Origin of the sequence: Psychroserpens sp. Hel_I_66 (genome assembly GCF_000799465.1) — a bacterium.
In the GTDB taxonomy this organism is placed as follows: domain Bacteria; phylum Bacteroidota; class Bacteroidia; order Flavobacteriales; family Flavobacteriaceae; genus Psychroserpens.
This window is the reverse complement of record NZ_JUGU01000001.1, coordinates 1,065,665-1,092,574: the sequence shown is the minus strand read 5'-3', so window position 1 is coordinate 1,092,574 and position 26,910 is coordinate 1,065,665. Positions and strand designations below refer to the sequence as shown.

25 protein-coding genes are annotated in these 26,910 nt (G+C 33.7%); 21 read left to right on the top strand and 4 right to left on the bottom strand.

Annotated elements, in window-relative coordinates:
- Positions 1-13: 13 nt before the first annotated feature.
- From GQ40_RS04960 to GQ40_RS04945, 4 genes are all read right to left on the bottom strand, one after another.
- Positions 14-1,213, bottom strand: coding sequence for an alanine dehydrogenase (locus tag GQ40_RS04960; protein ID WP_047546287.1), 1,200 nt, complete (start codon positions 1,211-1,213; stop codon positions 14-16).
- A gap of 69 nt (positions 1,214-1,282) precedes the next feature.
- Positions 1,283-1,837, bottom strand: a complete 555-nt coding sequence (locus GQ40_RS04955; protein ID WP_047546285.1) for a hypothetical protein — start codon at positions 1,835-1,837, stop codon at positions 1,283-1,285.
- A 277-nt stretch (positions 1,838-2,114) separates the two neighbouring features.
- Positions 2,115-2,543, bottom strand: a complete 429-nt coding sequence (gene tsaE, locus GQ40_RS04950) for a tRNA (adenosine(37)-N6)-threonylcarbamoyltransferase complex ATPase subunit type 1 TsaE (protein ID WP_047546283.1) — start codon at positions 2,541-2,543, stop codon at positions 2,115-2,117.
- Between the two features lie 179 nt (positions 2,544-2,722).
- Entirely contained in the window at positions 2,723-4,276 is a 1,554-nt protein-coding gene (locus GQ40_RS04945) for a bifunctional response regulator/alkaline phosphatase family protein (protein WP_047546281.1), read from the bottom strand.
- A gap of 36 nt (positions 4,277-4,312) precedes the next feature.
- Here GQ40_RS04945 and GQ40_RS04940 point away from each other — a divergent pair, with 36 nt between their 5' ends.
- The 21 genes from GQ40_RS04940 to hisH all read left to right on the top strand — a co-directional run bounded on the left by GQ40_RS04940 (position 4,313) and on the right by hisH (position 26,782).
- Positions 4,313-5,536 (top strand): HD domain-containing protein, encoded by a 1,224-nt coding sequence (locus tag GQ40_RS04940; protein ID WP_047551494.1) that lies wholly within the window; start codon positions 4,313-4,315, stop codon positions 5,534-5,536.
- Between the two features lie 199 nt (positions 5,537-5,735).
- Positions 5,736-6,764, top strand: coding sequence for a UDP-3-O-(3-hydroxymyristoyl)glucosamine N-acyltransferase (lpxD, locus tag GQ40_RS04935; protein WP_047546279.1), 1,029 nt, complete (start codon positions 5,736-5,738; stop codon positions 6,762-6,764).
- Complete coding sequence (locus tag GQ40_RS04930; RefSeq protein WP_047546277.1) at positions 6,751-8,157, top strand: bifunctional UDP-3-O-[3-hydroxymyristoyl] N-acetylglucosamine deacetylase/3-hydroxyacyl-ACP dehydratase; 1,407 nt, start codon at positions 6,751-6,753, stop codon at positions 8,155-8,157. The genes lpxD and GQ40_RS04930 overlap by 14 nt, the downstream gene beginning before the upstream one ends.
- A 10-nt stretch (positions 8,158-8,167) precedes the next feature.
- Entirely contained in the window at positions 8,168-8,953 is a 786-nt protein-coding gene (lpxA, locus tag GQ40_RS04925; RefSeq protein ID WP_047546275.1) for an acyl-ACP--UDP-N-acetylglucosamine O-acyltransferase, read from the top strand.
- A gap of 86 nt (positions 8,954-9,039) precedes the next feature.
- A complete protein-coding gene (gene efp, locus GQ40_RS04920; RefSeq protein WP_047551491.1) occupies positions 9,040-9,606 on the top strand; it encodes an elongation factor P in 567 nt (188 codons plus the stop codon).
- A gap of 64 nt (positions 9,607-9,670) precedes the next feature.
- A complete protein-coding gene (locus GQ40_RS04915; protein ID WP_047546273.1) occupies positions 9,671-10,606 on the top strand; it encodes a UDP-3-O-(3-hydroxymyristoyl)glucosamine N-acyltransferase in 936 nt (311 codons plus the stop codon).
- A complete protein-coding gene (locus tag GQ40_RS04910) occupies positions 10,606-11,010 on the top strand; it encodes a nuclear transport factor 2 family protein (RefSeq protein ID WP_047546271.1) in 405 nt (134 codons plus the stop codon). Before GQ40_RS04915 ends, GQ40_RS04910 begins: the two co-directional genes overlap by 1 nt.
- Positions 11,011-11,121: 111 nt before the next feature.
- The gene (sucD, locus tag GQ40_RS04905) at positions 11,122-11,997 is read left to right on the top strand and encodes a succinate--CoA ligase subunit alpha (protein ID WP_047551488.1); all 876 of its coding nucleotides are present in this window, start codon (positions 11,122-11,124) and stop codon (positions 11,995-11,997) included.
- Positions 11,998-12,093: 96 nt separating this feature from the next.
- A complete protein-coding gene (locus tag GQ40_RS04900) occupies positions 12,094-15,066 on the top strand; it encodes a M16 family metallopeptidase (RefSeq protein WP_047546269.1) in 2,973 nt (990 codons plus the stop codon).
- Positions 15,067-15,229: 163 nt separating this feature from the next.
- Complete coding sequence (locus GQ40_RS04895) at positions 15,230-15,595, top strand: hypothetical protein (protein ID WP_156115513.1); 366 nt, start codon at positions 15,230-15,232, stop codon at positions 15,593-15,595.
- A 199-nt stretch (positions 15,596-15,794) separates the two neighbouring features.
- Complete coding sequence (gene fabG / locus GQ40_RS04890) at positions 15,795-16,541, top strand: 3-oxoacyl-[acyl-carrier-protein] reductase (protein ID WP_047551486.1); 747 nt, start codon at positions 15,795-15,797, stop codon at positions 16,539-16,541.
- Positions 16,542-16,552: 11 nt separating this feature from the next.
- Entirely contained in the window at positions 16,553-17,584 is a 1,032-nt protein-coding gene (locus GQ40_RS04885) for a GTP pyrophosphokinase family protein (protein WP_047546265.1), read from the top strand.
- Between the two features lie 73 nt (positions 17,585-17,657).
- A complete protein-coding gene (locus GQ40_RS04880) occupies positions 17,658-18,011 on the top strand; it encodes a bleomycin resistance protein (protein WP_047546264.1) in 354 nt (117 codons plus the stop codon).
- A gap of 23 nt (positions 18,012-18,034) precedes the next feature.
- Positions 18,035-20,068, top strand: coding sequence for a hypothetical protein (locus GQ40_RS04875; RefSeq protein WP_047546262.1), 2,034 nt, complete (start codon positions 18,035-18,037; stop codon positions 20,066-20,068).
- Between the two features lie 12 nt (positions 20,069-20,080).
- Entirely contained in the window at positions 20,081-20,896 is an 816-nt protein-coding gene (locus tag GQ40_RS04870; RefSeq protein WP_047546259.1) for a prohibitin family protein, read from the top strand.
- A 7-nt stretch (positions 20,897-20,903) separates the two neighbouring features.
- Positions 20,904-21,446: a hypothetical protein gene (locus tag GQ40_RS04865; protein WP_047546257.1), complete on the top strand. Its 543-nt coding sequence runs from the start codon at positions 20,904-20,906 to the stop codon at positions 21,444-21,446.
- 274 nt (positions 21,447-21,720) lie between these two features.
- Positions 21,721-22,578: an ATP phosphoribosyltransferase gene (gene hisG / locus GQ40_RS04860; RefSeq protein WP_047546255.1), complete on the top strand. Its 858-nt coding sequence runs from the start codon at positions 21,721-21,723 to the stop codon at positions 22,576-22,578.
- Complete coding sequence (hisD, locus tag GQ40_RS04855) at positions 22,578-23,861, top strand: histidinol dehydrogenase (protein ID WP_047546253.1); 1,284 nt, start codon at positions 22,578-22,580, stop codon at positions 23,859-23,861. The genes hisG and hisD overlap by 1 nt, the downstream gene beginning before the upstream one ends.
- Positions 23,862-23,938: 77 nt before the next feature.
- On the top strand, positions 23,939-24,982 hold the full coding sequence (gene hisC, locus GQ40_RS04850; RefSeq protein WP_047546251.1) for a histidinol-phosphate transaminase: 1,044 nt from the start codon (positions 23,939-23,941) through the stop codon (positions 24,980-24,982).
- Positions 24,983-25,067: 85 nt separating this feature from the next.
- Entirely contained in the window at positions 25,068-26,201 is a 1,134-nt protein-coding gene (hisB, locus tag GQ40_RS04845) for a bifunctional histidinol-phosphatase/imidazoleglycerol-phosphate dehydratase HisB (RefSeq protein WP_047551483.1), read from the top strand.
- Positions 26,201-26,782 carry an imidazole glycerol phosphate synthase subunit HisH gene (gene hisH, locus GQ40_RS04840; RefSeq protein WP_047546249.1) on the top strand — a complete coding sequence of 194 codons (582 nt, stop codon included), beginning with the start codon at positions 26,201-26,203 and terminating at the stop codon, positions 26,780-26,782. The genes hisB and hisH overlap by 1 nt, the downstream gene beginning before the upstream one ends.
- Positions 26,783-26,910 lie beyond the last annotated feature (128 nt).

The window sequence follows — 26,910 nt, the reverse complement described above, 5'->3', positions numbered from 1 at the left end:
GTATTTAGATTTTTTAGAAAATCAACAAGTTGACATCGCTGCAGTCAAGGTCAAACCAATTGGCTACAGATTTGTTTGTTAAAATTCCGTGGTAAAAATACAACCCATTTTTTAAACCGCGGTCAAATCTAATGGCATTTTCTATACCGCCATCTTCTGCGATTTTGAGTAGGTAAGGCGTAAATATATTACTTAAAGATACCGATGCAGATCTTGAATATCGGGCTGGTATGTTGGGAACGCAATAATGTGTGACTCCATTATAATCAAATGTAGGTTTGTCATGATTTGTTACTTCACTGGTCTCAAAACAGCCACCCATATCTATACTTACATCAATAATTACAGATCCTGTCTTCATGGCATCTACCATTTTTTCTGTAACAATAATTGGAGAACGATTTTTACCTCGTACCGCACCAATGGCAATATCACATCGTTTTAAAGCTTTAATTAGATTTTTTGGTTGTAATGTTGAGGTGTATAGCGTACGACCTAAATTGGCTTGAACGCAACGTAGTTTTGTAATTGAATTATCAAAAATTCTCACATTGGCACCAAGACCAATAGCAGATCTTGCTGCAAACTCTCCAACGGTTCCTGCTCCAATAATAACGACTTCCGTAGGTGGAACTCCACTAATATTTCCAAACATGAGACCATTTCCACCGTTAACATTTGATAATAGTTCTGCTGCAATCAATATAGATGCAGTTCCAGCAATTTCACTTAATGAACGCACCGCAGGATAAGCTCCATCATCATCTTTTATGAATTCAAAAGCTAAAGCTGTAATACGTTTCGAAGCTAAAGCCTGAAAATAACTTTTGCTTTGAGTTTTAAGTTGTAAAGCAGAAATTAAGAGTGTTTGCGGATTTATTAATTTTATTTCGTCAAGTGATGGCGGTTCTACCTTAAGTAACATTGGGCAAGAAAATACTTTTGCAGTATCCTTTGTAACTTCTGCGCCAGCTTCGCTATAAGATTTGTCTTTAAAATTTGCACCTTCACCAGCTCCAGACTCAATCATCACGCGATGACCGTTAGAAACCAATGCATGAACAGCATCTGGTGTTAAGCAGACACGCTTCTCTTGAAAATGGGTTTCTTTTGGGATACCAATAAATAAATCACCCTTCTTTTTATAGACTTCAAGGGTTTCTTCTTGTGGTAAAAGTTGTGCTTTAGTAAACGGAGATAACGATTCGCTCATTGAATTTTTAATTGGTAACTCAAATTACAAATAATTATTTGATTAATGAATATTTATGTGGTTTTGAAACTAAAAATACTGTTTGATAGTACCCCAAACACCTTTAGGTTTCATCTTAAATTCTTCTTCTAATTCTTGTAGTGTTTTGTTGGCATCGTTAATTTTATTAAACATTTTAGCTCTGATCAAATATATAGAAGGTATAACGATAGCCATTATTGGCAACATATACATTAAATCAAAATTATCAAAGAAAATTACATCTTCATTTATAGTACCTATCAATTGATATATATACATTGAAATAGGAACTAAAATAGCGTGATACCACCAATGACGACAAGTAAAAAACCATATGAATAAAAGAAATAATGGAATAAGTTTAGTCATTATCATCCAAAAACTAGTCCTCACATCTTCATAATAACCACTATCATATGTAAAAATTAAATTTTCCCAAATTTTTGTTTCAGGAACATAAATGTATGAGTAAAAAAAAATAGGAGTAATAGATATTAAAACACCTATTAAACTCCCATTAATTATACTTCTAGAATTGCTTTTTTTATCCGTGTGTAGCAATTTTGACTTTTCTTTTGTCGATTTCAGTTTTAACTTGTCCATCTAGGTTGATTAAATCAGTTGCGTGAGCTGTGAACAACATTCCACCGAAAATCGCAAGGGCGAGTACATACTTTTTAGTTTTCATAATATAAGGGATTAAATTAATTAATTATTCAAATATAAGTATGTCCTATAAATCAAATAGTTAAAATGAGTGTTAAAAAACACTCAAAAATCGCCTTATGATTACGGTTTTTCCGTAGTCTCTAAATATAATGCGGTGTTAGGTAGGTAATTTTTTTCTAAAATTTTGCTGTTTTTTGCTCTATATTTTGGTTCAATTTTGTTTTTGGTTCAATTTGAGGGATCTTGAGTTAAGATCATTGTAAGAAATTTCAATAATATTAGCATCATCCGGCATTAGGTTCTCTGCATTCTGTGGCCACTCAACAAATACCCAATTTTGGCTGTTTAAGTAGTCATCAAACCCAAAATTCAGGGCTTCATCTTCATCTTCTATTCTATATAAATCAAAATGATAAATTAGAATATTTTTTGCTTCATATTCATTAACAATTGAAAATGTTGGGCTGCTAACTTGATCAAGACTTCCAATTTCTTTAGCTATGGATTTTATCAATGTTGTTTTGCCAACACCCATATCACCATAAAAAAGTAGCGTTTTAGAATTTACATGCTCTAAAACCTGTTTTGCAACAGTATTGATATTTTCTAATTGATATTTAATTTCTAATAATTTCGACATTACTAATAGTTATATACCATTTTAGTTAATTTCTTGCGGCAATGATAATAATAATTTTTGAAAAAAACTAGAAAAAAGTGTATTTCATCGATGATTTTTGCGTTACGTGGATTTCAAGCAATGGGTATTCTAGTTTTTTACCCTCAATTAATATATCCAATTTCCGAAGAAAAATTTTTCTATTTGGGATTCATCACTACAAATGGAATAATCATTTCTTCTAAAGATACACCTCCATGTTGATAGGTGTTTCTATAATAACTCACATAGTGATTGTAATTATTTGGGTATGCTAAAAAATAATCACTTTTAGCAAAAATAAAAGAACTGCTCATCGTTAAAGAGGGTAGATGTATACTCTTAGGATCTTTTGCTACTAAAACCTCACGTTCTTCATAAGTTAAGCTTCGACCGGTTTTATATCGTAAATTCAAACTGGTATCACGATCGCCAATCACTTTTGATGGGTGTTTTACATTAATTGTTCCGTGATCTGTAGTTAAAATTAATTTGAATCCTAAACCTTGCGCTTGCTGGATCATTTCTAATAAAGGGGAATTTTTAAACCAACTCACCGTTAAAGATCGATACGCCTTATCATTTGAGGCTAATTCCTTTACAACATCCATCTCGGTTTTAGAATGTGAGAGCATGTCCACAAAATTGTAAACAATTACAGAAAGATCATTATCCTTAAGCGTTTTAAAATTTTCTACTAATTTTTTACCAGATTTAAGATTCGTGATTTTATGGTATTCGGTTTTTAAATGTTGTAAGCCTAAGCGCTTTAATTGAGCTTCAAGAAAATCTGCTTCGTGTAAATTTTTTCCGCCATCATCGGTATCGTTTTTCCATAGTTTTGGGTGCAGTTTTTCCATATCAGCAGGCATCAATCCAGAGAAAATAGCATTTCTGGCGTATTGCGTCGCTGTTGGTAGAATACTGTAAAAAGGTACTTCAGAATCTTTTTTATAATAATTATTTACAATAGGCTCAAAGGCTTTCCATTGGTCATACCTCAAATTATCGATTACAATGAGAAGCGTTGGTTGATCTTTGGTAATTTCTGGCACCACTTTTTCCTTAAACAAATTATGCGATAGAATAGGAGCATCGGCTTTATGGTCAAACCAATCTGGATAATTTTTTTCAATAAATTTTCCAAACTGAACATTAGCCTCTGTCTTTTGAGATTCTAAAATTTCAGTCATACCAACATCTTCAATATCCTCCAATTGTAACTCCCAATAGATGAGTTTTTGGTATAAATCACTCCATTCTTCCCAGCTGTTTACCATAGAAAGATCCATTGCGATTTTTCTGAATTCTTGCTGGTAATTAGATGTTGTTTTTTCTGAAATGAGCCTAGAATGATCCAAGTTCTTCTTCAAACTCAATAAAATCTGGTTTGGGTTGACTGGTTTTATCAAATAATCGGCAATCTTATTACCAATAGCTTCTTCCATAATATATTCTTCCTCACTTTTTGTAATCATTACAACAGGCAGGTTGGCGCGACGTTCCTTAATCTCATTCAACGTTTCCAAACCCGTAAGTCCAGGCATATTTTCATCTAAAAACACAATGTCAAAATTAGTGTCATCAATGATTTCAATAGCCTCAGTACCACTTTGGCAAGTGGTAACCTTATATTGTTTTTGCTCTAAAAAAATGATATGTGGTTTTAAAAGATCGATTTCGTCGTCAACCCAAAGAATATTTATAGTGTTCATGTATATTTGTTTAAAATTAATGTAAAAGCATCACGTTTGAAGACAAGTAACAAACTTAAAATCTTTAACGACCCAATTTACGGATTTATTACTATTCCAAATTCGGATATATTTGACTTAATCGAACATAAATATTTCCAAAGGCTTCGTAGAATTTCACAAATGGGACTGTCATATCTCGTTTATCCAGGAGCGCACCACACGAGATTTCATCATGCCATAGGTTGCATGTATTTAATGCAAAAAGCTGTGAATGTGCTTCGTTTTAAGGAGGTTATGATTTCTGAGGAAGAAGAAAAGGCACTCTACACAGCCATTTTGTTGCATGACATTGGTCACGGTCCATTTTCTCATGCGATGGAGCATAGCATCGTAAACGGAATTTCACATGAAGAAATTTCGCTCCGTTTCATGCATAAACTCAACGAAGAATTTAACGGAAGTTTAACGCTTGCCATCCAAATATTTGAAGGTAAATACAACAGACCGTTTTTATGTGAATTGATTTCCAGCCAGTTTGATATGGATAGGGCAGATTATCTTAAACGAGATAGCTTTTACACAGGAGTAGCCGAAGGAAATGTTAATAGTGAGCGCTTAATAACAATGCTCAACGTAGTCGATGACCGCTTGGTAGTAGAAGAAAAAGGAATTTATAGCGTCGAGAAATTTCTAGTTGCCAGACGTTTTATGTATTGGCAGGTCTATCTCCATAAAACGGGATTGGTAGCAGAGCAATTATTGATGCGAGTGCTAAAACGAGCAAAAGAGTTAACGAGTCAAGGTATAGAACTAAGAGCTAGTGATGCGCTATCTTTTTTTCTTCGGAATGAAATTACCAGTAAAAATTTTAATGATGACATTTTAGAAACGTTTTCTAGACTGGATGATAATGATATCATTTCTGCAATGAAAGAATGGCAATATCACGACGATTTTATTTTAAAAAATCTTTGCGATATGATTATCAATAGGGATTTATTGAAAATAAAGCTCAAAAACAAACCTATTAAACCCTCAACTTTAGATAAACATCTATCCAAATTGATGTCAAAATACGGAATCTCTAAAACAGATGCAGAATATTTTGTTTTTATAAACGAAATATCAAACCAAGCGTATCAATCAAAAAAGCAAAACATAAAAATTCTTCAAAAATCTGGAAAATTAGTAGATATAACCAAGGCTTCAGATCAATTTAATATGAAAGCGCTATCAAAACCAGTAACCAAATATTACATCTGCTACCCAAAAGAATAGTATCCAAGAATGGGATCACAAATTGGAAAGATTTAAAATTTCCGAAGAGAAAAATATGGCAAATCCCAAACAATAATTAGATATTTTATCCCTGTAAATTAATAGGAAACCCACTATACAACAACAAAGACCAAATCAACTCACCTTTTATATACCAACATCTGTTAATAATTTCGACAATTTTCCTATTTTTGCGAGGATGAACTTTACAGCAGAACAAATAGCTGGAATTTTAGAAGGCGATGTCGTGGGCAATCCAGATGTTGAAGTTTCTAAACTTTCAAAAATTGAAGAAGGAACCGAAGGATCTTTGACCTTTTTGGCAAATCCTAAGTATAAGTCTTACATATATTCTACCAAAGCATCAATCACTATAGTGAATAAAAGCTTTGAGCCAGAAAATGAAATTACCACAACGCTTATAAAAGTTGAGGATGCTTATAAATCGTTTTCTAAACTTTTGGAATATTATAACCAGGTAAAGTTAAATAAACATGGTATCGAGCAACCTTCTTTTATATCTGATACTGCAAAGTTAGATGAAGATATTTATGTTGGAGCATTTAGTTACATAGGAGAAAATGTTGTAGTTGGTAAAAATGTGAAGATTTTTCCGAATACATACATAGGTGATAATACATCCATAGGAGATAACACCGTTATTTTTGCTGGCGCTAAGATTTATTCTGAAACTGTAATTGGCAAACATTGCGTTATTAACTCTGGAGTAATTATAGGAGCAGACGGATTTGGTTTCGTCCCAGATGAAAATGGAGAATATAGTAAAGTACCACAAACAGGTAATGTAATAATTGAAGATTTTGTAGATGTTGGTGCAGCAACCACTATAGATAGAGCAACATTAGGGTCTACAATAATTAGAAGAGGCGTAAAATTGGACAATCAAATACAGATTGCCCATAATGTAGAGATAGGAAAAAATACTGTAATTGCAGCACAAACAGGAATTGCTGGTTCTACTAAAATTGGTGAAAACTGCCAAATTGGTGGTCAAGTAGGAATTGCTGGTCATATTACAATTGGCAATAATGTTCGAGTACAGGCTCAATCTGGAATTGGTCGTCATGTAAAAGATAATGAGACATTACAAGGTTCTCCATCATTTACATATGGAGATTGGAATAAATCTTACGTATATTTCAAAAATTTACCCAAAATAGTTAAAACCATAAACGATTTAGAAAAGAAAGTCAATGGCAATAATTAAAACAGAAGATAAACAGAAAACAATAAAGGAAAGAGTTTCACTCCAGGGAGTAGGCTTGCATACAGGCAAAAATGTAACACTTACATTTTGTCCAGCACCAGTAAATAATGGTTTTTCTTTTAAAAGAGTTGATCTCGAAGGCTCTCCAGTAATTGAGGCAGACGCCAATTATGTAACTAATACGCAAAGAGGCACTTGTTTGGAGAGAAATGGTGTTACCATTCAAACTTCAGAGCACGTTTTGGCAGCTTTAGTTGGTCAGGATATTGATAATGCAATTATAGAACTTGATGCGTCTGAGCCTCCAATAATGGATGGTTCATCTAAGTTTTTTGTTGAGGCGCTTGAAAAGGCAGGAACAGAAGAACAGGATGATTTTAGAGAAGCTTATGTAGTATCTGATGTGATTTCTTACATAGATGAGGATTCTGGTAGTGAAATCATTGTAATGCCTTCAAAGGAATACCAAGTAACCACAATGGTTGATTTTGGGACTAAAGTTTTAGGCACTCAAAATGCTACATTAAATAAAATGTCTGATTTTAAAGAAGATATTTCAGACTCGAGGACTTTTAGTTTCTTACACGAACTTGAAATGCTGTTAGAAAATGGATTGATTAAAGGAGGAGATCTTAACAATGCCATTGTTTATGTAGATAAGGAATTGTCTCCAGAAACAATGAATAAGTTAAGAATCGCTTTTAACAAAGATTCTATAGCAGTTAAACCAAACGGGATTCTAGATAATTTAACACTTCACCATCCAAATGAAGCTGCGAGACATAAGTTATTAGATGTTATTGGTGATTTAGCTTTGGTAGGCACTCGCATTCAAGGTAAAGTAATTGCTAATAAACCAGGTCATTTTATCAATACTCAATTTGCTAAAAAATTATCAAAAATCATAAAAAATGAGAGACGTAACCATGTCCCTCAAATAGATTTGAATCAGGAACCTTTGATGGACGTGATGAAAATCATGGAAATGCTACCACATAGACAACCTTTTTTACTACTCGATAAGGTTTTTGAATTAACAGATTCTGGAGTTATTGGGATGAAAAATGTAACCATGAATGAGGAGTTCTTTAAAGGACACTTCCCAGGAGCACCTGTGATGCCTGGAGTACTCATTGTTGAGGCTATGGCTCAAACTGGAGGTATTCTTGTACTTAGCACAGTTCCAGATCCAGAAAACTACCTAACATTCTTCATGAAGATAGATAAAGTGAAGTTTAAGAAAAAAGTCGTGCCTGGTGACACCTTGATTTTTAAGTGTGATTTAATTACACCTATTCGTCGCGGGATTTGCCATATGCAAGGTTATGCCTACGCTAACGGTGTACTTTGCGCAGAAGCAGAGTTAATGGCACAGATTTCAAAAGTAAAATAAAACCTAAAAAATGAACCAACCTTTAGCTTACGTACATCCTGGAGCAAAAATCGCTAAAAATGTTGTTATTGAACCCTTTACTACAATTTACAGCAATGTAACTATTGGAGAAGGCACGTGGATTGGTAGTAACGTAACCATTATGGAAGGTGCGAGAATTGGGAAAAATTGTAATATTTTTCCTGGCTCAGTAATTTCCGCAGTACCTCAAGATTTGAAATATAATGATGAAGATACACTTACGGTAATAGGAGATAATGTTACTATAAGAGAGTGCGTTACGATAAATAGAGGAACGACAGATAAAATGAAAACAGTCATTGGTAATAACTGTTTAATCATGGCATATTGCCACATAGCTCATGACTGTGTTGTAGGTAATAATTGTATCTTTTCAAATAACAGTACCTTGGCAGGACATATTTCTGTTGGAGATTACGTCGTTTTAGCTGGAATGACTGCTGTACATCAATTTTGTTCGATTGGCAACCATGCCTTTGTTACTGGAGGTTCTTTGGTAAGAAAAGATGTTCCACCATTTGTAAAAGCGGGACGAGAGCCTTTATCTTATGTTGGTATTAACTCGGTTGGATTACGTAGAAGAGGTTTTACTACTGAAAAAATTAGAGAAATACAGGATATCTACAGAATGCTATATCAAAAAAATTATAATAATACCCAGGCTTCAGATTTAATTGAAGCAGAGATGGAAGCCACTCCAGAGCGTGATGAGATTCTTCAGTTTATAAAAAATTCTCATCGTGGTATTATGAAAGGATATTTTAAATCGAGCTAAATATTTTTCTTCGGAAAAGATAACATATTAAACAATCGTGCTTGGGTAAACCACTCAGCAACAAACAAATTAACAACATATTTAAAATGGCAAGTACTTCAGATATAAGAAACGGATTATGCATTAGATATAATAACGATATCTATAAAATCATTGAATTTTTACACGTCAAACCAGGAAAAGGTCCAGCGTTCGTGAGAACAAAAATGAAAAGCGTTACTAACGGTAAAGTGTTGGACAATACATTTTCCGCAGGACATAAGATCGAGGATGTAAGAGTAGAAACACACAAATTTCAGTTTTTATACCATGATGGTGAGTTTTTTCATTTTATGAATGAAGCCGATTATACCCAAATTCGTTTGCTCGAGGCAGCTTTAGATCGTCCAGACCTGATGAAAGAAGGAGAGGTGGTAACCATTCAAATCAATACAGAAGACAACATGCCATTATCGGTAGATATGCCAGCAACAGTTGTTCTAGAAGTAACAGCAACTGAGCCAGGAATTAAAGGAAATACTGCAACCAATGCTACAAAACCTGCTACTGTAGAAACTGGAGCAGAAGTTAATGTACCTTTATTCATCAATGAAGGTGATAAAATCAAGATTGAAACCGAAAAAGGAACTTATAAAGAACGTGTAAAAGAATAATAAAAGAGTGTACGGTTTCCAGTTAGCAGTATTTATTGCGATTTAAAACTTAAGATCTGAAAAAATGAAATTTCCAAAACCACATACACTTAAAGAGATTGCTCATCTTATTTCTTCGGAATATATTGGAGCAGATGACTTTCCTGTTTTTGGAATGAATGAAATTCATGTGGTAGAAGCTGGAGATATTGTTTTTGTAGACCATCCTAAATATTATGATAAAGCATTAAATTCCGAAGCAACAATAGTACTTATCAATAAAAAGGTGGATTGTCCGGATGGCAAAGCACTATTGATAAGTGATGACCCTTTTAGGGATTTTAATAAATTAACACTCCATTTTAAACCTTTTCAATCTTCAAATAGCGCTGTCTCACCATCTGCAAGAATTGGTGAGAATACTGTAGTTCAGCCAAATTGCTTTATTGGTAACAATGTGACTATTGGTGATAACTGCATCATTCACTCCAATGTGAGTATCTACGATGACACGATCATAGGTAATAATGTTATCATTCATGCTGGTACTATTTTAGGTGCTAGTGCTTTTTATTATAAAAACAGACCAGAAGGTTTTGATCAATTAAAATCTGGTGGACGCGTCATCATAAAAGATAATGTAGATATTGGTGCGCTTTGTACTATTGATAAAGGGGTCACTGGTGACACTACTATTGGAGAGGGTTCAAAACTAGATAATCAAATACAAGTTGGTCACGATACACTTATTGGCAAGAAGTGTTTAATAGCATCACAAACTGGTATTGCTGGATGTGTAGTCATTGAAGATGAAGTCACGATTTGGGGACAAGTGGGAGTGAAAAGTGGTATCACAATAGCAAAAGGAACAATCTTATATGCACAATCTGGTTTAGGTCATTCTACAACTGCTGGAGCCACATATTTCGGGTCGCCTGCAATTGAAGCTCGAGAGAAATTCAAGGAAATGGCTTACATTCGTCAAATTCCAGAATTAATAAAGAAACTAAAAACAAAATAATGTCTGCAAAACAAATTGTTAAAGCATTTTACGATTTAGATTTGGCAAAAGACCAAAACATTATTGCTCATTTTCACAAAGATTGTGAACTTAAATGGCACAGTAGCAAAGGTTTTACCAAACTCAATTTTCAAGGTATTGAAGAAATGCTGAAAGGTGTTAGAAAATCATTCCATTCATTTAAATATAGAGTAAGCCATTTACTTGAAGACAACGGTGTTGTGACCGCTAGATATACAATTTATGTTACAGCTATTGAGCGTCCTGAAAAAGAAGATCCTTTGGCACATTTTATAACGATTTGGGAAACCAAAGACGGGAAACTTTATAAAGGTTTTGAAATTAGCCAGCAAGTTGATAACAGTTCTGAAAGTTTAAATTCATACGCAGAAATAAAAATCTAAAAACATTGAAAATTTCATAAGCAAAATCTTATTTTTGTTTTCAGAAAATTGAATGACAACATTACGGTTTCCGTAGAAAAAATTAAAATAAAATCCATAAAACAAACACAAATGAGCGTTTTAGTTAATAAAGATTCAAAAATAATAGTACAAGGTTTTACTGGTAGTGAAGGTACATTTCACGCTGGTCAAATGATTGAGTATGGCACAAATGTCGTTGGTGGTGTTACACCAGGAAAAGGAGGACAGAGCCACTTAGACAAACCTGTATTTAACACTGTGGCAGAAGCTGTAAAAGAAGTTGGAGCAGATACTACAATTATTTTTGTACCACCTGCATTTGCTGCAGATGCAATTATGGAAGCTGCAGATGCTGGGATTAAGGTAATCATTACTATTACTGAAGGTATTCCTGTAGGTGACATGATCAAAGCCTCAAACTATATCAAAAACAGAGACTGTAGATTAATTGGTCCAAACTGTCCAGGAGTAATCACTCCAGGGGAAGCTAAAGTTGGGATTATGCCAGGTTTTGTTTTCAAAAAAGGAACCGTTGGTATCGTTTCTAAATCTGGAACGCTAACCTATGAAGCTGCAGACCAAGTTGTAAAACAAGGTTTAGGTATCACTACAGCAATCGGTATTGGAGGAGATCCAATAATTGGTACTACAACAAAAGAAGCTGTTGAGTTATTAATCAACGATCCAGAAACTGAAGCTGTGGTTATGATTGGCGAAATTGGTGGTCAATTAGAAGCAGATGCTGCAAATTGGTATAAAAAAAGCGGAAGTAAAAAACCGGTTATTGGATTCATCGCTGGTGAAACTGCACCTGCTGGACGTACAATGGGTCATGCTGGGGCAATTGTTGGCGGAAGTGATGATACTGCACAAGCTAAAAAGAAAATTATGAGAGAATGTGGAATTCACGTTGTTGATTCTCCTGCTGAAATTGGAAAAAAAGTAGCAGAAGTAATGAATAAATAAGTGATTTCCTGTTAAAATATATATAAATCTTAATCGTTATAATTCCGTTGACTGTACTTTAGTCAACGGAATTTTTTTTTAATCAAATCAATCTAAATGAAACACATCAAACTAATCATGATGTTTTGTATTGTTGCCTTGGCGTACAATTGCAAAACAGAAAAAGAAAACAAAGACCTGGCTTATACAGTTGAGTCTAACGAAGATGCTAACGGGTTTTCGTATGAAGCAGTATCTAACGATCCAACAGGATTGCGTTTGTATACTTTGGATAACGGACTTAAAGTTTATTTAAGTAAAAACGAAGAAGAACCAAAAATACAAACCTATATCGCTGTAAGAGCTGGTTCTAATTACGACCCTAAGGAATCTACAGGATTAGCACATTACCTTGAACACATGGTTTTTAAAGGAACCGATGAAATTGGAAGTGCAGACTGGGAAAAAGAAAAAGCCTATCTCGATCAAATTTCAGATTTGTATGAACAACACAGAGCAGAAAATGATCCAGCTAAAAAATTACAACTCTACAAAAAAATTGATGAAGTCTCTTTGGAAGCTTCAAACTACAGTATTGCTAATGAATACGACAAAATGATGGCATCTTTGGGAGCAACTGGAACAAATGCATACACTTGGTTTGAGCAAACCGTATACACCAATAAAATACCATCAAATGAGTTAGACAAATGGCTTTATTTGGAAGGTGAGCGTTTTAGTCAATTGGTCTTACGTTTATTTCATACCGAACTGGAAGCTGTTTTTGAAGAATTCAACAGAGGTCAAGATAATGACGGTCGCAAGCGTTATGCAGCCATGTTAGAAGGTTTATTTCCAAATCATCCTTATGGGCAACAAACCACAATTGGTACTGGTGAGCATTTAAAAAACCCATCAATGGTTGATATTCATAATTATTTCGATAAATATTATGTGCCAAATAATATGGCAATCGTATTGGTTGGTGATTTGGATTTTGATGATACTATAGAAGAAGTTAATAATGTCTTCGGAAAGTTTGAAAAACAAGAAGTAGTCCACCCAACATTACCAAAAGAGGAACCAATTACAGCGCCAATCGTAAACGAAGTGTTTGGTCCAACTGCCGAAAGTATTTCTATAGCATTTAGAACCGATGGTGCTGGTACAGAGCAAGAAAAATTAGTAACCATGGCAGATATGATTCTGGCAAACGGTAACGCAGGATTGATAGATTTAAACTTAAACCAACAGCAATTAGTGCAGTATGCTGGTTGTTCTACTACATTTTTAAAGGAGTATGGCTACCACGTATTTTCAGGAGGTCCAAAAGAAGGCCAAACCTTAGATGAAGTTAAGCTCTTACTATTAGCGCAAATTGAAAAGCTTAAAAAAGGAGAATTTGATGAGTGGATGATGGATGCAGTCATCAATGACCTAAAACTAAGTCAAACACAGCGTTATGAAAACAACTCTGCACTTGCAGATATGTATGTTGACGCCTTTATAAAAGACGAAAATTGGAAAAACAGAGTTCAGTTTCTTGATGATTTAAAAAAAATCTCAAAACAAGAATTGGTAGATTTTGCAAACTCTTTTTACAAAGACAACTATGTAGTGACTTACAAACGTCAAGGTGAAGATGCATCTATCGTAAAAGTTGAAAATCCAGGAATTACACCTGTAAATGTGAACCGAGAAATGAGTTCCCCATTTTTAGTGAATTTCAATAAAATGGAGTCCGAAGCACTTAAGCCAAAATTCATTGATTACAAAGAAGAGATCAAAGAAACCAAATTGGATAATGGCATTAAAGTCGCTCATATCAACAATGAGAACAACGATTTGTTTGATATGAATATCATTTTTGATATGGGAAGTGATAACGATAAAAAATTGGGACTGGCTGCTGGATACATGGAGTATCTGGGAACAGATAAGTATTCTGCGGAAGAACTCAAAAAAGAATTCTACAAATTAGGAGTCAATTATTATGTAAGTGCAGGAGCTGAAACCACTTATGTTGGATTGAGCGGGCTAAAAGAAAACCTACCAAAAGGATTAGAACTTTTAGAACACCTTTGGAACAATGCTGTGCCAGATCAAGAAGCATATGATAAATACGTTGAGTCCATAGTAAAAGACAGAGTTGATGGCAAATCACAAAAAGGGAACATCCTTTGGAACGGACTAATGAATTACGGAAAATATGGTGACAACTCAAGATTGCGTAACATTTTCCAGGCCAAGGAACTTAAAGAAATGGATCCTGCGCAATTGGTCGATATTGTAAAAGGAATGAAAAACTTCGAACAACGTATTTTTTACTACGGAAAAGATATCGATGCAGCTGTAACAGCCTTAAATACGAGTCATAAAGTTTCCGAAGAATTAAAAACATATCCAGAAGCTATGGCATATCTTGAAAAGGAAACTGGCGGAAATGTGTACTTCGTAGATTTTGATATGGTACAGTCCGAAATGTTGTTCTTGGCTAAAGGAGATCCATTCAAAGCAGAGAACATGGCAGCTTCAACATTATTCAACACTTATTTTGGTAGCGGATTGTCGTCTATCGTTTTTCAGGAAATTAGAGAATCAAAATCCTTGGCGTACTCTGCATTTTCAAGCTACAGCAACGCAAGCAAAAAAGAAGATAACAATTATGTGATGGCTTATATGGGCACTCAAGCCAATAAAATGCCACAAGCTGTGGATGCCATGATGGAATTAATGACCAATATGCCAGAAGCTGAAGAACAATTTAACGCAGCAAAAGAAGCGACATTAAAAAAACTAGCTGCAGAGCGTATTACAAAATCCAGTGTATTTTGGAACTATGAGCGTCTCAAAAAATTAGGCATCGATAATGATAATAGAGAAGAGATGTACAACACGATCAAAGACATGACTATAGATGACCTACGTGAGTTTTTCAACAAAAACATTAAAGGTGAAAACTATAACGTGATGGTTATTGGCAACAAAAAAGATATCGATTTTAAGGCATTGCAAAAACTTGGTAAAGTTCAGGAAATGGATATCGATTACCTATTCAATTATGAACAACCAGAAGAGCTTAAAATGTAATTTTCATCTTCAGAAAATATTAATATTCACATCATATGTATTTAAAAGTAGTTACATCTATTGTAACTGCTTTTTTATTTGGGTTAAGATTTTACGAAAAAGAGCAAGGTGGTTTTTGAATAAATTGTTTTCTTTAAATGGAAACAATATAAAAACAACAATTATGAAAAAATTACTAATACTATTCATCTCATTAACCTCAATGTTTACCTTTGCCCAAGACCCAATGTTACAGCAAAATAAGGAGCAACTAGATGATGAAGCAACAAAAATTACGCAAGCCTATAATGATCAATTAGCTTTGAGAGATAAGCAATTTATGCTTTTTCAAAGAAAAGTTGAAGAGTTCTTGATTAGAAGAAATAAAATCGAAGATCAATATGAAGGTAAAGAGCAGTTGAACTTATTATTTAATTTGCAAACTACTGAAACTGGAGAAATGAGAAATATTCTTACAGGACCCCAGTTTGATCTTTATAAAAAGATAAAACCTAAAATTCAACCGTTGGCAACTGCTGAAAAACAATAGGAAATTACATTATAATCTGTTAAAAACCTCACAAGAATTTGTGAGGTTTTTATATGTTGTGCAACTTGTAATTGCTATATTTGAGAACCAACTATTAAAAATTATATCATGAAACACTTAAATAAGAATCTAACATAAATCTTCAGGTTTTTACTCATTGAATGTTTCAGAATACATTAACAAAAAACAATCACCAACTATGAAATTATTAGAAGGCAAAACAGCAATCATAACAGGAGCAAGTAGAGGCATTGGAAAAGGAATCGCAGAAGTTTTTGCACAGCATGGCGCGAACATCGCATTTACATATAGCTCTTCCGTAGAAGCAGCAAATGAACTGGAAAAAGAATTGAATGATCAAGGCATCAAAGCCAAAGGATATAAAAGCGATGCGTCAAATTTTGACGAATCCCAACAATTGGCAGAAGATGTTTTAGCAGAGTTTGGCAGCATCGATATTTTAGTCAATAACGCAGGTATCACAAAAGATAATTTATTGATGAGAATGGGCGAAGAGGATTTTGATAAAGTCATTGAAGTCAACTTAAAATCTGTTTTTAATATGACCAAAGCAGTACAAAGAACTATGTTGAAACAGCGTAAAGGCTCAATTATCAATATGAGTTCTGTTGTTGGTGTAAAAGGTAATGCAGGCCAAACCAATTACGCAGCATCAAAAGCAGGTATTATTGGGTTTTCAAAATCTGTAGCTTTAGAGTTAGGGTCAAGAAACATTAGAAGTAATGTGATTGCACCAGGTTTTATAGAAACCGAAATGACCGCAAAACTAGACGAAGAAACCGTTAAAGGATGGAGAAACGCCATACCATTAAAACGAGGAGGAACTCCAGAAGACATCGCAAACGCCTGTGTGTTTTTAGCAAGTGATATGAGTGCTTATGTCACAGGGCAAACGTTGAATGTTGATGGTGGGATGTTGACTTAATTTAATTTGATATGGATAAAATTAATTTAAAAAAATTAACTAATCTTCATTCGGGATTTACACCAATCCTACATAGTTTAGTTGAAGCTTTACTTAATTCAGAAAATATAAAATATCATATAGTTGAATCTAGAACTAAAGAAATAATAAGTCTTGAAAATAAAATTATTGAGAAAAATATAACAGATATTTCAAAAATTCAGGATTTATCAGGTGTAAGAGTAATTTTATATTATTTAGATGATATTGATAAAGTCGATTCACTATTTAAAAAGAATTTTAAAATCGATAAATCAAATTCGATAAATAAAGGCGATATTCTTGAAAGCAATGAATTTGGATATTTATCAGTTCATTATATTGTTTCACTCGATAAAAAAAGAAAAGAATTGCCTGAATGGAATAACTATTCTAGTCTTTCTGCTGAAATTCAAGTAAGAACTGTTTTACAACATTCATGGGCTTCGATTTCTCATGAACTTAGTTATAAGAAAAAGCTAGATATACCAAAAGAGCTTAGTAGAAAATTATTCCGTTTAGCTGGTATTTTTGAACTAGCAGATGAGCAATTTTTATCAATTAGAAATCAACATAATGCATTAGAATCAAAAATTCAAAAATTATCAAATAAAAAAGAATTTTTTGATCAAAAAATTAATTCAATAACGTTGAACGAATTAATTAATACAAATTGGGATAAATTTTCTAGTATTGATGAAATAGCTAAAAAAGCTGGTTTTAAAGTCAATGACTATAAAAGCGATGATACATCTAACATCATAGAATTATCTAAAATTCTCAAATTAAATACTATTGGTGAGTTTTATGATCTGTTTTTTAGGGATTTAAAAAAAATCAATAAATTTTTAATTCGTTTAAACCCAAATGAATTAGCATGGTCTGGTAACTTAAACTTCTTTATAGAAATTTCTTTGTTAGTATACTGTAATGAATCACAATTAGAAACCTATTGGAATAGTATTGGTAAAATTTGGTCTGACACGCCTAAGAATAGGGTTAAAGAATCATTAAAAGAATTATAGCTAAGCATTTGCATATATATTTATTTCTAATCATCAATAAACAAGTTTAATCTCAAAAAGTTTTAAAAAACTAATGCTCAAATCAATAATCCCAAAACTCCCAATGCGCAATAAAGCAACAACAAAAGCCTATTACCATAATTTGGGTTTTAAGCAATTAGGAGAAACAGATTATGATGGGTATTTGATGATTAAAAAAGATGATATCGAAATTCATTTTTTTGAGTTTAAAGACCTAGACCCAAACCAAAATTACGGTCAGGTTTATATTAGAACAAATGATGTTGAGGGGATGTATGATTATTGTAAAAAAAACACTGTAAAAATTCATCCCAATGGACCTCTAGAAATCAAACCTTGGGGAACAAAAGAGTTCGCATTAATGGATCCAGATAGTAATTTATTGACCTTCGGGCAAATCGTATAAAAAAAGAAAAACATAATAATTAATTGCAAACCCAAACCATAACATTCATCATCATTGCAGGAATCATTGCGCTTTCATTAGCGCTTTTTCAGTATGCGTATAAATCAAAACTAAAAGGGAAGCGTGCTTGGATCTTGACAGCATTACGTTTTGTGACCTACTTTTCCATCTTTTTGTTATTGATCAATCCCAAGTTTGACAGCGTCACCTATTACAACGAAAAACCCAATTTGGTGGTTGCGGTAGATAATTCAGAATCCATAAATTATTTAAATCAGTCGCAAAATACTTCAGAATTAATAGAAACCTTAAAATCCAGCGAAGCGCTAAACGACAATTTTAATGTGGAATTTTATAACTTCGGAAAAGAGCTTCAGCAATCCGATTCCTTGAGTTTTGATGATAAGCAATCTAATCTGGCTTTGGTTTTTGAGCGATTATCAGAAGTCTATAACAACTCCATTTCTCCCACACTGCTCATTTCCGACGGAAATCAAACCTACGGAAACGATTACGCATACATGACCAAGCGTTATAAGCAATCTGTTTTTCCTGTGATTCTGGGCGATACCACAACGTACACAGATCTAAAACTTCAGCAATTAAATGTAAATCGCTACGCCTATTTAAAAAATAAGTTTCCTGTAGAAGTAATTGCAACATACAATGGCAATACGTCGGTAAATACAGAGTTGAGAATTTCCGCAGGAAATACAACTGTTTTCTCAAAACCGCTCACGTTTAGTAAAGAGCAAACGTCACAAATTGTCAATTTTACCTTGCCTGCAAATAGAGTAGGTGTAACGAGTTATCGCGCTCAGGTTTTACCACTGGATAACGAAAAAAATACGATCAATAATGTCAAGAATTTTGCAGTTGAAGTGATTGACCAAAAAACAAACGTTGCCATAGTTTCTGATGTGTTGCATCCCGATTTGGGAGCGCTAAAAAAATCGATTGAAAGTAATGAACAACGAAATGCTGAGATATTATCTTCTACGGAATTTCTTGCCAAATCTGGCGAATTTCAATTGGTAATCGTTTACCAGCCAACCAATAATTTTAGATCGCTTTTTAGTGAAATTGATAAATTAAAGTTGAACAAAATTGTTGTTGCTGGTTCAAAAACAAATTGGTCTTTACTCAATCAATTACAAAGTAATTATAAACAGGAACTCACTAATCAAAGCGAAGAGTATCAACCTAGTCTTAACCAAAATTACGGTACGTTTATTATCGATGATTTAAGTTTTGGAGAATTTCCGCCTTTATCTGGCGAGTTTGGTGAAACATCATTTACAGTGCCTTTTGAAACCATTCTTTACAAAACCATAAACGGAAACCAAATTGACGAACCACTTTTAGCAACGTTTGAAATTAACGATAAACGTGAGGCTTTATTGGTAGGTGAAGGCATTTGGAGATGGAGAGCACAGGCATTTATCAATGAAAACTCATTTAATACATTTGATAATTTTATAGGGAAATTAGTGCAATACTTAAGTACTAATCAACGTAGAACACGTTTAAATGTCAACTACGAATCTTTTTATAACGGAAATGAAAACGTAAGAATTATTGCCCAGTTTTTTAATAAGAATTACGAATTTGAGGATAACGCAAACTTAAATATTACTCTCAAAAATAAAGATACAGAAGAGACAAAATCATTTCCATTTGTGCTCAAAAATACAAACTATGAAGTAGATTTAAGCGGTTTGGAGTCTGGTGATTATTCGTTTACGGTCAAAGTGAATGATGAAAATATATCAAAATCTGGGGAGCTAAAAATACTGGAATATAACGTTGAGCAACAATTTTTAAATGCCAATGTTTCTAAACTCGAAAGTTTGGCAAACTCCAGTGATGGGAAATCGTATTTTATTGACGATACATCAACAATAATTGATGATTTAATCAATGATTCTCGTTTTGCTACAATACAGAAAAGCACAAAAAAAGTCGTACCTTTGATAGACTGGAAATACCTTCTAGCGCTCATTGCTTTAAGTCTCGCAGCTGAGTGGTTTATAAGAAAATATAACGGACTTATTTAAAAAAACATAACTATGGAAAAACTACCAAAAGGCGGTGTCGTAACCTTAATCGTCATTGTCGTAATATTAATTACATTATTTAAATCTGCAGTCACTATTGACTCTGGTCATGCTGGAGTGGTTCATGAAACCCTTGGCGATGGTGTAGATCCCAAAGAACCAGCATTAGGTCCTGGTTTTCATGTGATAGCACCTTGGAACCGAGTTATTGAATATGAAACACGTCAGCAGGAAATGCCAGAAAAAATGTCGGTACTATCGTCTAACGGTTTGGATATAAAACTAGATGCTTCGGTTTTGTATGAACCAGATTTTGCAAACCTGGGACGATTACATAATGAAAAAGGGTTAGAATATAAAAATAGAGTTCTACAGCCAGCTATAAGAAGTGCAGCGAGAAGTGTTGTTGGTCGTTACACACCAGAACAACTATATTCTAGCAAACGTGATGCGATTCAAGATGAAATTTTAGAAGAGACCAAGAAAATAGTAGAGCCTCAGTTTATTCAAATCAATGATATTTTAATTCGTGATGTGACATTGCCACCAACAATTAAAGAAGCTATTGAGCGTAAGTTGAAGCAAGAGCAAGAATCTTTAGAATATGAGTTTAGATTAGTTACAGCAGCAAAAGAAGCAGAAAAAGTAATTATTGAAGCTGAAGGTAAAGCAGAATCCAACAGAATTTTAAGTGCTTCCTTAACAGATAAAATTCTTCAAGATAAAGGTATAGATGCCACTTTAAAATTATCAGAATCTCCAAATAGTAAGGTCATAGTTATTGGATCTGGAGAATCTGGATTGCCAATCATTTTAGGTAACCAATAGTATTGCAATGAAATTCGTTTTACTTTTTTTTCTTTTAAGTCTAAATCTAACAGCTCAAGATGAAAATAAAATACATTACAGAGATTTAGTTGAAGCTTATTATGATAATGACAGTAAACGTCCTTTAAATATCTACGACAGTATTAATGGTCAGGTCGTTAATACATTTAATGTTTTAGAAGGCAAAACAAATTATTATAAAATAGCGATATTAGAGAGTGAATATGGCTGGTTTAAAATAAAGAATATTCAAAGATTGCCAAGTGACGCCAAAGATTATGGCTATGAAAACTTTTGGGTACAATCTAAAGATTTTATAATTCATATAGATAATTATGATGAAGACCATCGTGTTTATTTATACGATTTACCAACAAAAAAATCAAATAGAATACACAAACTTGATAATTTTCAAATCACTAGTGTTATAGAAACGAGTGACCTATGGGCAAAGGTGAAATGCAAAATAGGTAATAAAAAAATTGAAGGTTGGCTCGATTTTAAAGACCAATGTGCATACCCTTGGACAACCTGTATCAAAAATGAATAATTTATATTTTGAGTTTTAAATATTAATAATATCATAAAAGTTTACCAGGATTTGGATTTACGAATTAAAATTTGCAATCTTTGTTAAGACAAGAAACACAATGACATTTATTCAATCACATCATCATCATTTTCATACTGGCACTCAAGCGAGCTGAAGATGTATTGAATAAAATCAAAATATTTTAAAACCGTTTGAGTAAATCAAGCGGTTTTTGTTTTTTACAAAATGTCTCTAAATGATTTACTCAAATTAAAAAAACAAAAAAAACGATATGAGTAAATTAAAAATTGCAGTACAGAAATCTGGAAGACTTCACGACGATTCCATGCAAATCCTAAAGGACGTTGGAATTTCAATAGACAATGGTAAAGATCAATTAAAAGCTTCAGCAAAGAACTTTCCTTTAGAAGTGTTTTACCTTAGAAATGGCGATATACCACAGTATTTAAAAGATGGTGTTGTTGATGCAGCCATCATTGGAGAAAATGTATTGGTAGAAAAAGGTGATACCATTAAAATTATTGAAAAACTGGGCTTCTCATCGTGTAAGGTATCTATTGCAGTGCCAAAATCTGTGAAATACAATGGCATTAAAGATCTGGAAGGAAAACGTATCGCAACTTCCTATCCAAACACGGTTAATCAATTTCTAGATAAAAACAATGTAAAGGCTAATCTGCACATCATCAATGGTTCCGTAGAAATCGCGCCAAATATTGGTTTGGCAGATGCTATTGTAGATATCGTTTCTAGCGGAAGTACTTTATTTAAAAACGGATTAAAAGAAGTTGAAGTACTACTAAAATCCGAAGCTGTACTAGCGGTCTCACCTTTAATATCTTCGGAAAACCAAAACACATTAAACACTTTGCAGTTCAGGTTACAATCTGTGCTTCGTGGCAGAAAAAGCAAATATGTTTTGCTTAATGCACCTAATGACAAAATCGAAACGATTATTAAAATCTTACCAGGAATGAACAGTCCAACCATTTTGCCATTAGCAAAAGAAGGTTGGAGTTCACTACATTCTGTTATCAATAAAAATGAGTTTTGGGAAGTTATTGACGAGCTCAAAGCCAATGGAGCAGAAGGTATTTTAGTTTGTCCAATCGAAAACATGGTATTATAATGAAAAAGATATACAATCCAGATAAAAAAGACTGGTCAGAGATTCTAAAGCGACCAACACAAACGGTAGAAAATATTGAAGCAACGGTCAATGAAATATTCAACGATGTTCAAAGAAGAGGCGACAAATCGATATTTAAGTACACAGCATTTTTTGATGGTGTTAATTTAGAAGATCTATTAGTCACTTCCGAAGAAATAAATAGAGCTTCAAATTTGGTTCCTCAAGAGTTAAAAATAGCTATCCAAACAGCAAAAGGAAATATTGAGACATTTCATAGTGCTCAAAAAACCGAACGCGTTTCCGTAACAACCACAAAAGGAGTTCAGTGTTGGCAAGAAAAGAGACCAATTCAAAAAGTAGGATTATATATTCCAGGAGGCACAGCACCTTTATTCTCAACGGTTTTAATGCTCGCTGTACCAGCAAATATTGCCGGCTGTAATGAAATCGTTTTATGCTCGCCACCAAATAAAGAAGGAAAAATAGCCAATGAGATTTTATACACTGCTCAATTATGTGGAGTTACAAAAGTCTTTAAAGTTGGCGGTATTCAAGCGATTGCAGCAATGACCTTTGGTACAGAGACAATTCCGCAGGTTTACAAAATTTTCGGACCAGGAAACCAATACGTAACCGTTGCCAAACAATTAGCTACAAAATATGGAGTTGCGATTGATATGCCAGCAGGACCAAGTGAGTTATTGGTGGTAGCAGATGATACAGCAAAAGCAAGTTATGTAGCTTCAGATTTATTGAGCCAAGCTGAACATGGAGCAGATAGTCAAGTGATTTTAGTATCCACTTCAAAACAATTAATTGACGATGTCTCTTCGGAAATTGAACAGCAAATCAAATCACTACCTAGATTGGATTTAGCTCAAAAAGCCATTGAAAACTCAAAACTTATTTATGTAGAAAATCATGCTATTGCTCTAGATATGATTAATGAATATGCACCAGAACATTTCATAGTGTGTACCGAAAATGAAGATTTCTATGTCGATAATATAGCAAATGCAGGTTCAGTATTTATTGGGAATTACACACCAGAAAGCGCTGGAGATTATGCCTCTGGAACCAATCACACATTGCCAACCAACGGTTTTAGTAAATCCTATTCTGGAGTTAATTTAGACAGTTTTACCAAGAGTATCACATTTCAGAAGATCTCAAAAGAAGGTATTTTAAACATTGGTAACACCATTGAATTAATGGCAGAAGCTGAAGGATTGCAGGCTCATAAAAATGCGGTAACCTTAAGATTGAAAGACTTACAATAAAACGTCATGCTGAACTTTTTTCAGCATCACACAAGTATAAAATAATAATACACTGAAATAAAATCAGTGTGACGAAAATGAAAGAATTCAACATAAATAATCTCCTTAGGGACAATATCAAAAACCTAAAACCCTATTCATCTGCAAGGGATGAGTACAAAGAGGTCTCTGGTGATATGGTTTTTTTAGACGCCAATGAGAATCCGTTTCAAAATGGTGTCAATCGATATCCAGATCCGCAACAACTTAAAGTCAAGACTCAATTATCTCAATTAAAAGGTATTTCTCCGGAACATATTTTACTTGGTAACGGTAGTGATGAAGTGTTGGATTTAATTTTTAGAGCCTTTTGTGAGCCAAACGAAGATAAAATTATCACATTACCACCAACATACGGTATGTATGATGTATTGGCCAATATAAATGCGGTAGAAAATATTGTAATAGAATTAGAAATAGATTTTCAACCCAATGTTGATGACATTTTAAGGGCAGCAAATTCACAAACCAAATTACTGTTTTTGTGTTCACCAAATAATCCAACTGCAAACAGTTTTGAATCTGAAATAATTGAGAAATTAATTACTAGTTTCCAAGGAATAGTAATCATTGACGAAGCATACATCGATTTTTCTTCGGAAAAAAGCTGGATCAACAGGTTACAGGAATTCCCGAATTTAATCGTAACCCAAACCCTATCAAAAGCATATGGAATGGCAGGAATTCGTTTAGGGGTTTGTTATGCTTCCGAAGGGATTATTTCAATTTTAAATCGTATCAAACCGCCTTATAACGTCAATGAATTAACACAACTTAGGGCGTTAGAGCGATTATCCCAACCTGAAGACGTTTCCGAAGAAATAAAGAGAATTATTGAACAACGTGATTGGTTTATTTCAGAATTGGAAAAGATTAGTTTTGTTCAAATTGTGTATCCTTCAGATGCTAATTTTGTTTTGGTCAAAGTAGATGATGCCAATAAACGGTATTCGCAATTGATTAACAAAGGCATTGTGGTTAGAAATAGAACCAATCAACCGCTATGCGAAAATTGTTTACGATTTACCGTTGGGACACAAATGGAGAATATAAAATTGATTAAAGCATTAAAAGGACTATAAAAGAGGACGTCATTCTGAACTTGTTTCAGAACCACACCTAATGAGATGCTGAAATAAATTCAGCATGACGAAAAAAAGTAAAACCATGAAAAGAGTATTATTTATTGACAGAGATGGAACCATCATAAAAGAGCCAGCAGATGAGCAGATTGATTCGTTTGAAAAGCTGGATTTCTATCCAAAAGTATTTCAATATTTAAGCAAAATTGCCAAAGAACTGGATTTTGAAATTGTTATGATTACCAATCAAGATGGGTTGGGAACTAATGTTTATCCCGAAGACACTTTTTGGCCAGTACACAATTTTGTACTAAAATCTTTTGAGGCAGAAGGTATTGTTTTTAAGGAGCAATTCATAGACAGAACCTTTGCAAAAGACAACGCGCCAACAAGAAAACCGAATACTGGATTATTGACAAAGTACTTTTCTTCGGAATATGATTTAGCAAATTCATTCGTCATTGGTGACCGCTTAACAGATATAGAATTAGCTAAAAACTTAGGCTCAAAAGGAATTTTTATAAATGACAATACTAATCTTGGAACCGACGAAATCACAGTAAAGCGTGAAGCTTTAGATCAATATATCGCTTTAGAAAGTAACGATTGGGAGGCTATTTACAAATTTTTGAAAACAGATGCGAGAACAGGAACTATTGAAAGAAACACCAACGAAACAAAAATAAAAATCGAATTAAATCTTGACGGAACCGGACAAAGTAATATTGACACAGGAATCGCTTTTTTTGACCATATGCTGGATCAAATTGCACGTCACGGACAATTAAACCTAAATCTAAAAGTAGATGGCGATTTAGAAGTAGATGAACATCATACTATTGAAGATACAGCCATTGCTTTAGGAGAATTATTTGCTACCACATTAGGCAATAAATTAGGTATAGAACGGTACGGTTTTGCATTGCCAATGGATGATTGCCTTGCACAAGTAGCAATAGATTTTGGAGGAAGAAATTGGTTGGTTTGGGAAGCGGACTTTAAACGTGAAATGATTGGAAAAATGCCCACGGAAATGTTCTATCACTTCTTCAAATCGTTTACAGATGGTGCAAAATGTAATTTAAACATTAAGGCTGAAGGTACCAATGAGCATCATAAAATAGAAGCCATTTTTAAAGCGTTTGCAAAAGCGATTAAAATGGCAGTCAAACGTGATGTAGAAAAGATGATTTTGCCATCAACAAAAGGGATGCTGTAATGAATTTAGTAATTATAGATTATGGAGCAGGAAACATTAAAAGCATTCAGTTTGCTTTTAAGCGTTTGGGATATGATGCGATTTTATCAAATGATCCTGAGGTAATCAAATCTGCAGATAGAGTGATTTTTCCTGGTGTTGGTGAAGCGAGTTCTGCAATGAGAATGCTCAAACAAAGTGGACTTGATAAATTGATTCCGAAGTTAAAGCAACCGGTTTTAGGGATTTGTTTGGGAATGCAATTGATGTGCAAATCTACTGAAGAAGGGGACACAAACGGTTTAGGGATTTTTGAAGTGGAAGTCAAACGTTTTTCTACTGCTGTAAAGGTGCCACAAATGGGATGGAATACTATTCGTAATTTGAAATCAAATTTATTTTCGAACATTAAGGATGACGAATTCATGTACCTTGTGCATAGTTTTTATGCGGAAATGTGCCTAGAAGCAATTTCGTCAACTAATTATGAATTGGAATATGCCTCTGCATTGCAAAAAGACAATTTTTATGGTGTCCAATTTCACCCAGAAAAAAGTAGCGTAGCAGGAGAACAAATTTTAAGGAACTTTTTAGAATTATAAATTTATATCCTGCAAGGTTTTTGAACCCTGTAGGTATCAAAGAAATAAATAAGTCTTTTAAGATTATTAAAAATTTGAAAATATTTAATATCAATTAAAAAAGATTCCCACTTTCGTGGGAAATGAAT

Excerpts from the sequence above, each read along its gene's own strand:
- GQ40_RS04955 (WP_047546285.1), bottom strand. The coding sequence starts at position 1,837 with ATGGACAAGTTAAAACTGAAATCGACAAAAGAAAAGTCAAAATTGCTA.
- hisC (WP_047546251.1), top strand. The coding sequence starts at position 23,939 with ATGAAAGAATTCAACATAAATAATCTCCTTAGGGACAATATCAAAAAC.
- hisB (WP_047551483.1), top strand. The coding sequence starts at position 25,068 with ATGAAAAGAGTATTATTTATTGACAGAGATGGAACCATCATAAAAGAG.
- GQ40_RS04885 (WP_047546265.1), top strand. The coding sequence starts at position 16,553 with ATGGATAAAATTAATTTAAAAAAATTAACTAATCTTCATTCGGGATTT.
- GQ40_RS04910 (WP_047546271.1), top strand. The coding sequence starts at position 10,606 with ATGTCTGCAAAACAAATTGTTAAAGCATTTTACGATTTAGATTTGGCA.
- GQ40_RS04870 (WP_047546259.1), top strand. The coding sequence starts at position 20,081 with ATGGAAAAACTACCAAAAGGCGGTGTCGTAACCTTAATCGTCATTGTC.
- hisD (WP_047546253.1), top strand. The coding sequence starts at position 22,578 with ATGAAAAAGATATACAATCCAGATAAAAAAGACTGGTCAGAGATTCTA.
- efp (WP_047551491.1), top strand. The coding sequence starts at position 9,040 with ATGGCAAGTACTTCAGATATAAGAAACGGATTATGCATTAGATATAAT.
- GQ40_RS04880 (WP_047546264.1), top strand. The coding sequence starts at position 17,658 with ATGCTCAAATCAATAATCCCAAAACTCCCAATGCGCAATAAAGCAACA.
- GQ40_RS04945 (WP_047546281.1), bottom strand. The coding sequence starts at position 4,276 with ATGAACACTATAAATATTCTTTGGGTTGACGACGAAATCGATCTTTTA.
- tsaE (WP_047546283.1), bottom strand. The coding sequence starts at position 2,543 with ATGTCGAAATTATTAGAAATTAAATATCAATTAGAAAATATCAATACT.
- fabG (WP_047551486.1), top strand. The coding sequence starts at position 15,795 with ATGAAATTATTAGAAGGCAAAACAGCAATCATAACAGGAGCAAGTAGA.
- hisH (WP_047546249.1), top strand. The coding sequence starts at position 26,201 with ATGAATTTAGTAATTATAGATTATGGAGCAGGAAACATTAAAAGCATT.
- GQ40_RS04895 (WP_156115513.1), top strand. The coding sequence starts at position 15,230 with ATGAAAAAATTACTAATACTATTCATCTCATTAACCTCAATGTTTACC.
- GQ40_RS04930 (WP_047546277.1), top strand. The coding sequence starts at position 6,751 with ATGGCAATAATTAAAACAGAAGATAAACAGAAAACAATAAAGGAAAGA.
- GQ40_RS04865 (WP_047546257.1), top strand. The coding sequence starts at position 20,904 with ATGAAATTCGTTTTACTTTTTTTTCTTTTAAGTCTAAATCTAACAGCT.
- lpxA (WP_047546275.1), top strand. The coding sequence starts at position 8,168 with ATGAACCAACCTTTAGCTTACGTACATCCTGGAGCAAAAATCGCTAAA.
- lpxD (WP_047546279.1), top strand. The coding sequence starts at position 5,736 with ATGAACTTTACAGCAGAACAAATAGCTGGAATTTTAGAAGGCGATGTC.
- GQ40_RS04960 (WP_047546287.1), bottom strand. The coding sequence starts at position 1,213 with ATGAGCGAATCGTTATCTCCGTTTACTAAAGCACAACTTTTACCACAA.
- hisG (WP_047546255.1), top strand. The coding sequence starts at position 21,721 with ATGAGTAAATTAAAAATTGCAGTACAGAAATCTGGAAGACTTCACGAC.
- GQ40_RS04915 (WP_047546273.1), top strand. The coding sequence starts at position 9,671 with ATGAAATTTCCAAAACCACATACACTTAAAGAGATTGCTCATCTTATT.
- GQ40_RS04900 (WP_047546269.1), top strand. The coding sequence starts at position 12,094 with ATGAAACACATCAAACTAATCATGATGTTTTGTATTGTTGCCTTGGCG.
- sucD (WP_047551488.1), top strand. The coding sequence starts at position 11,122 with ATGAGCGTTTTAGTTAATAAAGATTCAAAAATAATAGTACAAGGTTTT.